General features: G+C 70.0%; 11 protein-coding genes. 4 read left to right on the forward strand and 7 right to left on the reverse strand.

What is annotated here, in order from left to right; all coding sequences use genetic code 11:
• Positions 1–231 precede the first annotated feature (231 nt).
• Positions 232–663: a hypothetical protein gene (locus C8D81_RS15945; protein WP_094432318.1), complete on the forward strand. Its 432-nt coding sequence runs from the start codon at positions 232–234 to the stop codon at positions 661–663.
• On the opposite strand, the gene C8D81_RS15950 is transcribed toward C8D81_RS15945, so the two are convergent.
• From C8D81_RS15950 to hglS, 4 genes are all read right to left on the reverse strand, one after another.
• Positions 664–2,685, reverse strand: a complete 2,022-nt coding sequence (locus C8D81_RS15950) for an ATP-dependent helicase (RefSeq protein WP_094432320.1) — start codon at positions 2,683–2,685, stop codon at positions 664–666.
• A 146-nt stretch (positions 2,686–2,831) separates the two neighbouring features.
• Complete coding sequence (gene amaB / locus C8D81_RS15955; RefSeq protein WP_229119656.1) at positions 2,832–4,379, reverse strand: L-piperidine-6-carboxylate dehydrogenase; 1,548 nt, start codon at positions 4,377–4,379, stop codon at positions 2,832–2,834.
• Positions 4,380–4,409: 30 nt separating this feature from the next.
• On the reverse strand, positions 4,410–5,573 hold the full coding sequence (locus C8D81_RS15960) for an NAD(P)/FAD-dependent oxidoreductase (protein ID WP_133626398.1): 1,164 nt from the start codon (positions 5,571–5,573) through the stop codon (positions 4,410–4,412).
• Between the two features lie 31 nt (positions 5,574–5,604).
• Entirely contained in the window at positions 5,605–7,032 is a 1,428-nt protein-coding gene (hglS, locus tag C8D81_RS15965) for a 2-oxoadipate dioxygenase/decarboxylase (RefSeq protein WP_229119657.1), read from the reverse strand.
• 126 nt (positions 7,033–7,158) lie between these two features.
• Here hglS and C8D81_RS15970 point away from each other — a divergent pair, with 126 nt between their 5' ends.
• Positions 7,159–7,998, forward strand: a complete 840-nt coding sequence (locus C8D81_RS15970) for an alpha/beta hydrolase (protein ID WP_094403649.1) — start codon at positions 7,159–7,161, stop codon at positions 7,996–7,998.
• Positions 7,999–8,002: 4 nt separating this feature from the next.
• Positions 8,003–9,004, forward strand: coding sequence for an ornithine cyclodeaminase family protein (locus tag C8D81_RS15975; protein ID WP_208109335.1), 1,002 nt, complete (start codon positions 8,003–8,005; stop codon positions 9,002–9,004).
• Here the strand turns inward: C8D81_RS15975 and C8D81_RS15980 are convergent.
• Together C8D81_RS15980 and C8D81_RS15985 are read right to left on the reverse strand one after the other, a co-directional pair.
• Complete coding sequence (locus C8D81_RS15980) at positions 8,991–9,467, reverse strand: GtrA family protein (protein WP_229118988.1); 477 nt, start codon at positions 9,465–9,467, stop codon at positions 8,991–8,993. The two genes, C8D81_RS15975 and C8D81_RS15980, sit on opposite strands and share 14 nt — an antisense overlap.
• A gap of 39 nt (positions 9,468–9,506) precedes the next feature.
• The gene (locus C8D81_RS15985) at positions 9,507–10,124 is read right to left on the reverse strand and encodes a M15 family metallopeptidase (protein ID WP_094432327.1); all 618 of its coding nucleotides are present in this window, start codon (positions 10,122–10,124) and stop codon (positions 9,507–9,509) included.
• Between the two features lie 120 nt (positions 10,125–10,244).
• On the opposite strand from C8D81_RS15985, the gene pip reads away from it, so the two are divergent.
• A complete protein-coding gene (gene pip, locus C8D81_RS15990) occupies positions 10,245–11,195 on the forward strand; it encodes a prolyl aminopeptidase (protein WP_094432329.1) in 951 nt (316 codons plus the stop codon).
• Here the strand turns inward: pip and C8D81_RS15995 are convergent, their stop codons facing one another.
• Positions 11,196–12,380 carry an ROK family transcriptional regulator gene (locus tag C8D81_RS15995; protein WP_094432331.1) on the reverse strand — a complete coding sequence of 395 codons (1,185 nt, stop codon included), beginning with the start codon at positions 12,378–12,380 and terminating at the stop codon, positions 11,196–11,198.
• Between the last annotated feature and the right edge of the window lie 125 nt (positions 12,381–12,505).

Genomic DNA, 12,505 nt, shown 5'->3' on the forward strand with positions numbered 1-12,505 from the left:
GTCGATTGAATCGACTCAATTGCGTTCAAACGTAAGGGCCCCGGTTCGAGTTGGCAAGAGGTCGACACGGATTGGAATGCCGAACCGGCGCACCACCCAGGCGTCGCGCCCCTGGAGAATGATCATGGAATATTCGCCCCTAGAGCTGCACTATTCAAATATAAGAACGAATATTCCATGATCATTCTTCACTCCCGAGGGCTGACCGTCGGTAGGTCTAGGGTGAGGCCCATGCGGAGGTTCTTGGCACGCTTCGGCTGGCCGCTGGTCGCACTGGCGCTGCTCGTCGGACTGATCACCCAGTGGGGACTGGCCCGCTACGGCCCCGACCGCAAGGTCTCGCCCGACGAGGTACGCGCGGTGTCGGGCACGCTCGAGGCGGCGGCCGCCGCGTACATCACCGCGCTGCTGGCCCAGGACTGCGGCATGGCGAAGGCATTGGTGATCTACCACGACCGGGATGAACCCCGCACCTGTCGAACCAATCGGCTCACCGGCGTCCGGCAGCTCAAACCGCCGCGCTCGACCTCGTATGGGTGGTGCATCCTCTACCAGCTGTGGAACGAAGGTGACCAACCCGAGCAACCGGACGGGCGGTTCTGGCACTACTGCTTCGCGGAGACACCCGAGGGCTGGCGCCTCTCCAGCCAGGGCCTGCCCTGATCAGCTGAAGAGGTCGTCCATCGAGGGGACGGTGACCGGGGCCGGCCGCGCCGGCACGCCTCCCCCGACCCTGTTCGCAGACTGCTCGGCCGGTGTGCTGGTGTCGATGACGTCCACCCGGTCCATCGCCGCCGGGGTGAGGAAGCGGCTCGGTTTGGCGATCACGTGCCGGGCGCGGAAGCTGGTCGGGTGGGTCGGCAGCCGGTCGGGGGTGTAGATCCGCAGCGAGTCCCGGGCCCGGGTGAGCGCGACATAGAACAGCCGGTGCTCCTCGGCCAGACCGGCGTCCGAGGTGAGCGCCATGTCCGAGGGGACGGCGCCGTCGCAGGCGCGGATCAGGTGCACCGAATCCCACTCCAGCCCCTTCGCCGAGTGGATGGTGGACAGGATCACGTAGTCGTCGTCGAGGTAGGGCTTCTTGGCCCAGTCGGCGCTGACCCCGGCCGGGTCGATCGTCGTCTCCGCGATGAACGCGCCCAGATCGGTCTGCTGCGCGGCGGATTCGGCGAGCCGTTCCACGTCGACCGCCCGGCGCGACCAGTCGGCGTAATGCGCGCGCAGCAACGGGCGTACCGCGCCGTGACAGGCCTCCACCACCGCGGCCACCGCATCCGCGGACTGCGCCCGGCGCACCTCCTCCAGGGTGGCAGCCAAGCCGGAGCGGGCCTTCGGTGGCGCGGCGGCGACCGCCTCGGCGAACCGCGACTCGTCGTCCGATCCGGCGAGCAGCCCGGCGAGCGAACGGGCATGTGTCTTGCCGATCGAGCGGTGCCGGGTGAGCAAGCGGTACCAGGACACTTCATCGGCCGGGTTCAGCGCGACCCGGAACGCGGCGATCAGATCCCGCACGTGCGCGGTCTCCAGGTAGCCGATCCCGCCGAACTTCACGAATGGGATGTCGCGGACCTTCAGCTCGATCTCCAGCTGGTGGGAGTGCGTGCCGGTCCGCATCAGCACCGCCTGCTCGCGCAGCTCCATCCCGTCCTGGTGGGCGGCCAGGATGGCGTCGGCGACCTGGCGGGCCTCGTCGTCGGCGTTGGCGCAGCGCACCACGGCGGGCCGGCTGCCGCCGTCGGTGCGGTCGGCGGCGAGTTCGAGGCGCAGCTCGCTCGGCCGGACCACGTTGGCCAGGTCCAGCACCGGCTGGGTGGAGCGGAAGTTGCGCTCCAGGCGTACCAGCGTCGCGTCGGGGAACTGGTCCTGCACCTCGAGGAGGTGTTCGGCGTTCGCGCCGCGGAAGCCGTAGACCGCCTGGGCGTCGTCACCGACCACGGTCAGCCCGGCACCGTCGGGGCAGAGCGCGCGGACGATGTCGACCTGGATCTGGTTGACGTCCTGGTATTCATCGACGAGCACCCAGTCCCATCGCCGCCGCAACCGCGCACCCACCTGCTCATCGGCCAGCAGCGCCAGCCAGTAGCGCAGCAGATCATCGAAGTCGAGCAAGCCCCGCTCACGCTTGCGGGCAGCGAAATCGCGCAGCAGACCGTTGATCGCTGCCGCATGGTCGAGGCACCAGGGGAACTGTTCGGCCATCACCTCACGAGCCGGGGTGGCGGTGTTGATCGCCCGCGAGCAGATGTCCGCGATCGCCTGCGAGGTGGGAAACCGGCGCTCGGTGCCGACCAGGCCGTGCTCCTCACGGAGCAGGTCGAGCAGGTCGACCACGTCACCGGGGTCGAGCACGGTGACATCCCGCAGGCCCACGTGCTGCGCATGCTCGGAAACGATCCGATGCGCGACCGCATGGAAGGTGCCACCCCAGATTCGCTGTGCTGCTTGAGGATCCGCGCACAGGGCTGCCGCGCGCGTGGTCATCGCGGCCGCGGCGCGGCGGGTGAAGGTGAGCAGCAGGATGCGCTCGGGTGGTACGCCGGACTCCAGCAACCGGGCGACCCGCGCGGTCAGCGTACGCGTCTTCCCCGTCCCCGCACCGGCCGCGACCACCAACGGACCCGCGTCGTGCTCCACCGCGATCCGCTGCGCCTCGTCCAGCCCCTCCGACCACCCGATATCAACCATGCGGCGAGGCTAGGGAACCCCACTGACAGTGTTGTGCGGCTCGCGCCCATCCGCGGCGAGCGCGGTTCAGCTCAGTTCATCTCGACACGCCCGCCTTTGCTCCGCAGGCTCCGCATGGCTGGCTACTCGATGAACGTGGGTTCCACTCAATCAACGTCGAAGTTCACGCCCTGGGCCAGCGGCAGCGCGCCGGAGTAGTTGATGGTGTTGGTGGCGCGGCGCATGTACGCCTGCCAGGCGTCCGAGCCGGATTCCCGGCCGCCGCCGGTCTCCTTCTCGCCACCGAAGGCGCCGCCGATCTCCGCACCCGAGGTGCCGATGTTGACGTTGGCGATGCCGCAGTCCGAGCCTGCCGCGGAGACGAACAGCTCCGCCTCCCCCAGGTCGCTGGTGAAGATCGCCGAGGACAGGCCCTGCGGGACGTCGTTGTTCAGCGCGATCGCCTCGGTGACGTCACCGTCGTAGGTGAGCACATAGGTGATCGGGGCGAAGGTCTCGGTGCGGACCACCTCGGACTGGCCCGGCATGATGATCAGCGTCGGCTGCACGTAGAACGCCTCCGGCGCCTCGGTCGCGAGCTCCCGCGCGCCGCCGACGACGACCTCACCACCCTGTTCGCCGGCCTGCTGCACCGCGGCATCGAAACCGGTGAAGGAACGCTCGTTGATCAGCGGGCCGATCAGCGTGCCCTCGCGCTGCGGATCACCGATCGGCAACCGCTCGTACACGGCCTTGAGCCGCTGCACCAGTTCCTCGGCGATCGAGGAGTGCACGATCACCCGGCGCATCGTGGTGCAGCGCTGCCCGGCGGTGCCGGCGGCCGCGAAGACGATCCCGCGGACGGCCAGATCCAGATCGGCCGACGGGGTGACGATCGCGGCATTGTTGCCGCCCAGCTCCAGCAGCGAACGCCCGAACCGCTCGGCGACCAGCGGGCCGACGGTGCGCCCCATCCGCGTGGACCCGGTCGCCGACAGCAGCGCGATCCCGGGGTTCTCGACCAGCGCCTGGCCGACGTCGGCCCCGCCGATCACCACCTGCGACAGCCCCTCGGGGGCGTCCTCGGTCTCGGCGATCGCCCGCTGCAGCAGCGCATTGCTGGCCAGCGCACACATCGGCGCGGTCTCCGAGGGCTTCCAGATCACCGGGTCGCCGCAGACGAGTGCCAGGGCGGTGTTCCAGGACCAGACCGCGACCGGGAAGTTGAACGCCGAGATCACCCCGACCACGCCGAGCGGATGCCAGGTCTCCATCAACCGGTGACCGGCGCGCTCGGAGACCATCGTCTTGCCATAGAGCTGACGCGACAGCCCGAGCGCGAACTCGCAGATGTCGATCATCTCCTGCACCTCGCCGCGGGCCTCGGAGGTGATCTTGCCGACCTCCGCGGAGACCAGTTCGGCCAGATCGTCCTTGTGCTCGGTGAGCAGTTCCCCGAGGCGCTTCACCAGGGCGCCACGTACCGGGGCCGGCACCGTACGCCACTGCAGGAACGCGTCGTTGGCGGTCTTGATCGCCGCATCGACACTCGCCGAATCCTGCCAGGCAACCGAATACAGCGGCTGGCCGTTGATCGGTGAGATGACGTCGTGGTCACCGCTCACCTGGTTGAGGTCCACACCGCAACGTTCGGCCGCCGCGCGGGCCCGCTCGGCGAGTTCGGTGGCGGAGGGGATGGTGCTCTGCTGATTCACGATCACTGCTTTCGACTAGACGACTTGATTTCAGACGATATTGAACTCGGGCCGCCGGTCGGCGGAGTGGAAACGGTCGGCGCTCAGCGCGGAGACGTCGACGAAGGGTCGCTGTTCACGGTAGAGGTCGCGGAGCACCTCGCCAACCGCGGGCCCCTGCAGGAACCCGTGGCCGGAAAACCCGGTGGCATAGAGAAAACGGGACACCCCACGCGCCTCGCCGATCAGCGCGTTGTGGTCGGGGGTGTTCTCGTACAACCCTGCCCACCCCGAACTCATCCCCACCTCGGCCAGCGCCGGTACCCGCCGATCGATGGCCGCCGACAGCGGTTCCAGCCAGTCGTCGGTGACGGTCTGATCGAAGCCCGGCTGCTGGTCGGCATACGACATCCCGACCAGCAGCCCCCTGCCCTCGTTGTGGAAATACAGCGTGGAGGACTGATCGATGGTGAACGGGGTGTCCGGCGCCAGGCCCGGCATGTCCTCGGTGATGAGCAGTTGCCGTTTCAGCGGTTCGACCGGCAGGTCGACCCCGACCCAGCTCGCGATCTCGCCGGACCAGGCGCCGGCGGTGCAGATCACCGTATCCGTGGCGATCGTGCCGGCGGCGGTGCATACGCCGGTGATCCGCGCCCCGGCCGCTTCGTCCGCGACGTCGATGCCGGTCACCGCGCAGTTCGGGAGCAGGGTCGCTCCGGCCCGCCGGGCGGCGCGGGCGTACCCGGAAACCACCGCCTCGGGGGTGCAGTGCCCATCGCGCGGGGTCCAGGCCGCGGCGATCAGCCCGTCGGTATCGATCAGCGGCGAGAGCCGCTTCGCCTCGGCGGGGCTGATGATCCGGCTCTCCAAACCGAGGCTCTGCTGCAGTCTCGCGTTGTTCTCGAAGGTGGCGACGGCCTCGTCGTTGTCGATCAGAAACAGATAGCCGACCTGATGCAGGTCGATCTCGGTGTCGAACAACCGGCCGAAGTTCTCGAAAGTGGCCAGGCTGCGGGCGCCGAGCTGGATGTTCAGTTCGTCGGAGAACTGCGCGCGGACGCCGCCGGCGGCTCGGCAGGTGGAGCCGGCGCCGAAGCTGCCCCGATCCAGCAGCACGACCTCAGCGATGCCGCTGCGGGCGAGTTCGTACGCCGCAGCAACACCCATCACCCCGCCGCCGATGATCACCACCGACGCACGTTGCGGAACAACCACGATGTCGCCCCTTTCCCTTGCCGTGTTCGGATCAGCTGGCGGACCGTGCGCCGGTCAGGGCCAGCGCGTCGGCGGGTAGTCCGAGCGCGGCCGCCGCGTCCCGAAGGGAGGCGTCGCGCTCTGCGGCGTACAACTCGAAGGGTTCGGCGATCGGCCGCCCGATCACCTCCGCGAGCCAGGCCTGGTCCCGTTCGGCCGCGTCCTGGGTGGTGTCCCGGCTGCCCGAGTCGCTCAGGTTGGAGTTGAAGATGCCGGCCGCCGACCGGGGCAGGAAGTCCTCGTAGACGATGGGTTCGGCGACCAGCCAGCCGCCGGTCAGCAGCGCGTCGAGATCGGCCGGCGGATCACCGGCCGGTCGGGAATCGCCAACCACGTAACGGAAATAGGCCAGTCCCTCGCGCTCCAGCTCGGCCTCGGTCCCGGGCAGTCGTTCGGCCCAGACCTCCCGCGCGAGGTCCACCCGGGTCCGCCCCTGCTGCTCGGCGAGCCGCCGGTCGGTCGCGGCCACCAGCTCGTCGAACAGCTCCCGACCGGCCGGGGTGAGCGCGATCCCGCGCTGCTCCACCTCACCGAACCGGACCCGCAGCTCACCCTCGCCGATGCTGCCGTCCGCCTCGCGGAAGGCGCGCCGCTCGGCCAGCGCCCGGAAGGAGGTCTGCCGCAGCAGCACATCGGGTCCGGCCCAGTCCGGCGGGCCCTGGATCTCGGCGATCATCTCGATCCCGCGGGCCTGCATCGAGGTGTAGAGGTCGTCGATGTCCAACACCCGCGGGGTGAGGTGGTTGATGTGGGTGCTGGTCACCCCGCCGATATCGGCGGCGACCCCGGAGATCTCGGACAACTCGTCGTACCAGGCCCGGTCGACCGGTTCGTCGGCGAGCGCGAAGCTGGCCGCGGCCAGCTCCAGGAAACGGTCCGCGTCGGACTCGGTGAGCCCGCCGTCGGCCTCGGCCCGGTCGGCGAGCTCGAGCAGTTCGGCGGGGAACAGGGTGCGCGCGGCCAGGAAGTGCTCGAGCCGGCGCTGCAGGTCGGCGTCGAAGAAGCGCCGGTCCTGCGGTACCAGCATCGAGGTGAACACCCGGAACGGATTGCGGGCCAGCTCGTCGGCCTCGTGCGGCCGGAAGGCGGTGGAGACCACCGGGATCGGCTGCGGCTGGGCGTCGCGCAGGTCGTAGAAGCCGGTCGGGTACATGCCCAGCGCGCCGAAGATCCGCGCCACCTGGGCCAGTTCGGTGGGCGTCCCGACGCGGATCGCACCGTGCCGTTCGGCGGTCACCCGATCCAGCGAACCGAGCCGTTCCGCGTCGCCGCCGCGGGCGTCCATCACCCGCTGGTTCACCTCGGTCGAGACCTCGACCAGGGTGTTGTACGCCGGGACCTCACCGCCGTAGAGCTCCGCCAGCCGGACCGCGAAGCGGGCCCGCAGCTGCCAGGGCGGGATCAGCGCCTCGTTGCTCACCTTTCCTCCTTCCCTGCCGTTCGGCAGTCCGTTCCAGCCAACCCGATGCGCGGCGCCGGCGAAAGTGCCCCGGGGGCATCGATGGGTTGAGGTCGACTCAACGATCCCTTGCACTATCGTCACAGGATGAGCACCGATGCCGCTGCCGATTCCTACGATTTCACCCTGACCGGTCACGCCGGTGAACTGGTCGGGACCGCCTGGCCGATCGCCGACCCCGGTTGGATCGCGATCATCACCCACGGTTACGGCGAGCACGTGCTGCGCTACCGGTGGGTGGCCGAGCAGCTGAACGCCGCCGGCGCCACGGTCTATGCCGCGGATCATCGCGGGCACGGCCGCAGCGCCGGGGAGCGGGTGGAGATCACCGATTTCGAACCGGTCGTGGCGGACGTGGCCGAGGTGCTGGAGCTGGCGACCCATGAGAATCCGGAGCTGCCGGTGGTGCTGATCGGGCATTCGATGGGCGGCATGATCGCGGCCCGGTTCGCGCAGCTGCATGGCGAGGATCTGGCCGCGCTGGTGCTGTCCGGGCCCGTCCTGGGGCGTTGGGAGGCCGTCGAGGAATTGCTTGTGCTGGAGGAGATTCCGCCGACGCCGATCGATGTGGCGACGCTGTCACGGGACCCGGAGGTCGGCCGGGCGTACGCCGCGGATCCGCTGATCTGGCACGGCGATTTCAAGCGGGTCACGCTGCTGGCGCTGCATGATGAGCTGGAGCTGATCAACACCGGTGGCGGGTTCGAAGGCCTGCCGGTGCTGTATCTGCATGGCGAGGCCGATGAGCTGGTACCGATCGGTCCGTCGGCGGAGGCGGTCGAGCGGCTCCGGGGCGAGCGGACCGAGACGAAGAGCTACCCCGAGGCGCGGCACGAGATCTTCAACGAGCTCAACCGCGACGAGGTCCTCGATGATGTGATCGGGTTCGTCGCCTCCGTGCTCGGCGACCGCGTGGTACGGCGGTGAGCCGATGGCAGGCGATGAAACGCTGCTGCTGACCGCGGCCGAGGTACGCCAGCTGTTCGACGCCCGGCGGGCGCTCGAATCGCAGCGGGCGGCATTCACCGCACTGGCCACCGGCCGGGCGGTGCTGCCGGCCCGATTGCTGCTGCCGGGCCAGGCCGAGTCGGCGGCCTTCTGCTATGCGGCGCGGCTGGCGCCCGATGCCCCGGCGGTGTCCAAGTTCGGCAGTGTCAATCCGGGCAATGCCGAGCGCGGCCTGGCTGCGGTGTCGGCGGTGATCACGGTGCTCGACCCATTGACCGGGCGACCGCAGGCGATCATGGACGGCACCGAGGTGACCACCCTGCGTACCGCCGCCGCCTCGGCACTGGCCGCGCAGACCTTGGCCGGGCGGGTGTCGGTGCTGGCGGTGATCGGATCCGGGGTGCAGGCAGCCGCCCATCTGGCTGCGCTGGCCGAGGTGCTGCCGGCCGATGAGGTACGCCTGTTCTCGCGCAATGCCGTGACCGCGGCCCGGCTCGCCGAGCGGGCACCGGGCCCGCCGGTACGGGTCTGCGCGAGCGCCGAGGAGGCGGTTGCTGGTGCAGACCTGATCGTCACCGCGACCACCTCCGCAGAACCGGTGCTGCAGGCCGACTGGGTCGCCGAGGGTGCGACGGTGCTCAGCGTCGGCTCCTTCGCCCCCGACCGGCACGAGCTGGATCAGCAGCTGCTGCGCCGCTGCGCACGGATCGTGGTCGACGACCGGGCGACCGCGCTGGAGCACGCCGGGCCGATCGTGACCGCCGTGGCGTCCGGGAGCTGGATCCGGACTCGGTGCTTGAACTGGGAACGATCCTCACCGACCCCGGCAGTTGGCGGCGCGACCCCGCCGACATCGTGCACTACAACTCGGTGGGGGTCGGCATCCAGGACGCGGCCGCCGCAGCGGCGATCACCGAGGCCGCCGCCGACCGCCCCGAGCCGGGCACCCGCATCGCCCTGTGACCCTGCCCTCAGATCAGCTTGAAGATGACCCAGCGCTGGATGACGAAGTTGCAGATGGTGGCCGCCCCCTGGGCGATCACGAAGGCGATGAACTGGGCGATCGAGTAATCGAAGTGGCTCTGCAACCAGGGCCGGGTCAGGGCGTACAGCCCGACCTGGAGCGCGAAGGTGAGCAGATAGGACACCCAGACCGCCACCAGCCGCTTCGTCGACGGCGCGGCCTTGAAGGTCCAGCGGCGGTTGATGGCGTACGCGGTGGTGGTGCCGAGGATGAACGAGATCGCCTTGGCATAGTTGTCGGGGATGGCCATCAGGTGGGTCATCAGCCACAGCGTGCCGAAGTCGACGATCGCCGAGAGCCCACCGGTCAGGGTGAAGCGGACCAGCTGGGTGAACAGGCTCAATCCCTGCTCGGGCGCCGGCTCACCGAGCGGCAGCTCGATGTTGTGGACGGGGTGAGCCTCCGCGGCAGAGTCGTCGTGCACCGGAACAGGGTACGGCACCCGGCGGAGCCCCCGGAGCATTCAGCGGGTGTAGCGCCAGTGCCAGTCCTCGGTCGGCATCTCGTCGATGAACCCGTAGCGCGGGCCGTTCTCCTTCAGCCACCGATAGGTCGGCGAGGAGTGGTTGCCGCCGCCCATCGCCAGATCGAGCGCCAGCCCCCAGCCGTGGTTGGAGGTGCCCGGCGTCGCCGCCCGCGGGCTGCCGTATTTGGCGTACAGCACCTTCTGGTCGCCGACGGTGCGGTAGGCGGTGCCGCGCAGGTGATCGACCTGCAGGCCACGGCCGAAACGGGCCCGGTACGCCTGGTTGAGCGCGGTGAAGTCGCCGATCGCGCGGCAGCTCATCCGCCAGCCGTCGGAGCGGGCGCCGGGTACCCGGCAGAGCTGGTCGGCGGGTACCTGCCCGTTGGTGAACCCGCGCGGGTCGGCGAAGCGCAGGTCGGGTCCGGGTCCGGCCGGGTACGCCGCAGCGGGCGGCGGCGCGGGTGCCGGCGGCCGCGGCGGGATCACCGGTTTCGCGGGCGCCAGCCACTGGAATGCGTAGCGCGGTTCTGCGGCGTACGCCCCGGCGGCGCCGAGGGCCAGCACGGGCAGCACCGGGACGAGTACGAGCGCGGCGCGCAACGATGCACGGGACATGACGACCTCATTGTCAGCAGGGGAAAGCTGAGCACAGCCTCAGCGCTGCCGGACCGGAGCGTCCCGCGCCGCGCCGCACCGTTGCCGAGCTGTGACCGGCCGCACTGATTGGATCACCCCATGGCGCTCCCCGATCCATGGCCCAGCACCGAACCGTTCGCCACAGGCATGCTCGAGGTCGGTGACGGGCACCGCCTGTACTACGAGGAATCCGGTGATCCGGCCGGTACCCCCGCGGTCTTCCTGCACGGCGGACCGGGCAGCGGCTCCGCCCCCTGGCAGCGCACGCTCTTCGATCCCGGACGGTTCCGGATCGTGCAGTTCGACCAGCGCAACGCCGGCCGCTCGACACCGAGTGCGGCGGATCCGGTGGTCGACCTGAGCAGCAATACCACCGCCCACCTGATCACGGATCTGGAACACCTGCGGACCCATCTCGGTATCGATCGTTGGCTGGTGGTCGGCGTCTCCTGGGGTTCGACCCTCGGCCTGGCGTACGCCGAGGCCCACCCCGAGCGGGTCGTGGCGGCCGCCTTCGGCGCGCTCACGAACACCAGCGCCCGCGAGGTCGAGTGGATCACCCGCGCGATGGGCCGGGTCTTCCCGCGGGAGTGGGAGCGCTTCGCCGCCGGGGTGCCGGCGGCCGAACGCGACGGCAATCTGGCGGCGGCGTACGCCAGGCTGCTGCACGATCCCGACCCGCAGGTCCGTGAACGGGCCGCCCGCGACTGGTGCGCCTGGGAGGACACCCACGTCGGCACCTTCCCAGGTGCCACCCACGATCCGCGCTACGACGACCCCGAGTTGCGGCTGCGGTTGGCGCGGCTGGTGACCCATTACTGGGCCAACGCCGGTTTCCTCCCCGACGGCCAGCTGATCCGGGAGCTGCCCCGGCTGACCGGCATCCCTGGTGTCCTGGTGCACGGCCGCCTTGACATCAGCAGCCCGCCGGACATCGCCTGGCAGGTCGCCCGCGGCTGGCCCGACGCGGAGTTGGTGCTGGTCGATGACACCGGGCACGGCGGTGGCTCCTGGGTCGCCGAACTGCGTGGCGGCATCGCTCGATTGTGATCAGTTCGTACCGACCCGCCGCGCGGCTTCGGTCAGCGCGGCCTCCTGGGCCAGCACGACGGCGCCGGCGGTCGTCACCGCCAGCGGTTCCGCGCTGGCCCGGACCAGCAGGTCATGGGTCACCACCTGCAGGCAGCGGGCGAACAGCTCCGCGCGGATCGCCGAGACCAGCACCTCGGAGGTGGACAGCTCACCGGCGATGACGACCTCGCTGGGGTTGAAGAAGTTGACGATGGTCGCCAGCACGGCGCCGATCTCGCTGCCGGCCCGGCGCAGGGCGGTGGCCGCGACCGCGTCACCGGCCCGGGAGGCCGCCACCAATTGTTCGAGGTCGTCCACCTCGAGGCCCTGGTCGGCCACGGCGGCGAGCACCGCCTTGCCGCTCGCCACCGACTCCAGACACTGGGGAATCCCGCAGGCACAGGGAATCACCGAGGGGATGCCGACCGGGACGTGACTGATCTCACCGGCCGCACCGCTCGCCCCACGATGCAGCGAGCCGTTGCTGATCACCCCGCACCCGATCCGCTCCCCCAGCTGCACCGCGAGCAGCTGCTCGACGACCGGGCGGTCCCGGGCCCCGTGGGATTCGGCCACCGCGATCAGATCGGCGGAGTTCGCCACCAGCACCGGCACCTCGGTGTGCCCGGCGACCAGCGCACCCGGGTTGGCCCGGTGCCAGCTCGGCATGAAGAACGGAAAGGCCAGCTCACCGCTGCCGGGTACGACCGAGGCGGGGATGCCCAGACAGATCGCGAGCGGATCGGAGCGCCCGGGCAGCTCGGCGACAGCCTGCTGCAGCTGCTGCCAGAGCCGGGTCATGGTCGCCTCCGGTCCGTCCCCGGCCTGATGGGGGTGGCTGGTCGAGCTGAGGATCTCCCCGTTCAGATCGGCCAGGGTCACCTGGATCGTGGCATCGGTCATGGTGGCGGCCGCGACCACCCCGTACCGGCCATCGACCGCCAGTTCCCGGCTCGGCCGCCCACCGACCGAGACCGCACTGCCGGTCTCGGTGAGGATGCCCGCCCGGGTCAGCTGATCGACCCGGCGGTGCACCGCGGAGACCGACAGACCCGTCTGGCCGGCGAGCGCGGACCGGGTGACCGCCGCACCCTCGCGTACCAGGCGCACGATCTGCACCGAGCCCACGCTGCCCGGCGTGCTGGCGGGCGCGGGCGATGACATGCCCACATCAGACCACGTTTTATTCACAATGACAAAAAGTTCTGATCGAGAATGGAGTTTCTTCTGCTCCCGCTGTTACGGTGCCAGCGATTCCATGATTGCCCCGGCCACGCCGTGCGGAAGGA

Origin of the sequence: Enemella evansiae (assembly GCF_004362375.1) — a bacterium.
In the GTDB taxonomy this organism is placed as follows: Bacteria; Actinomycetota; Actinomycetes; order Propionibacteriales; family Propionibacteriaceae; genus Enemella; species Enemella evansiae.

Coding starts and splice junctions, on each gene's coding strand:
- C8D81_RS15950 (WP_094432320.1), bottom strand. CDS start 2,685: ATGGTTGATATCGGGTGGTCGGAGGGGCTGGACGAGGCGCAGCGGATC.
- C8D81_RS15995 (WP_094432331.1), bottom strand. CDS start 12,380: ATGTCATCGCCCGCGCCCGCCAGCACGCCGGGCAGCGTGGGCTCGGTG.
- C8D81_RS15945 (WP_094432318.1), top strand. CDS start 232: ATGCGGAGGTTCTTGGCACGCTTCGGCTGGCCGCTGGTCGCACTGGCG.
- C8D81_RS15985 (WP_094432327.1), bottom strand. CDS start 10,124: ATGTCCCGTGCATCGTTGCGCGCCGCGCTCGTACTCGTCCCGGTGCTG.
- C8D81_RS15975 (WP_208109335.1), top strand. CDS start 8,003: ATGGCAGGCGATGAAACGCTGCTGCTGACCGCGGCCGAGGTACGCCAG.
- C8D81_RS15970 (WP_094403649.1), top strand. CDS start 7,159: ATGAGCACCGATGCCGCTGCCGATTCCTACGATTTCACCCTGACCGGT.
- pip (WP_094432329.1), top strand. CDS start 10,245: ATGGCGCTCCCCGATCCATGGCCCAGCACCGAACCGTTCGCCACAGGC.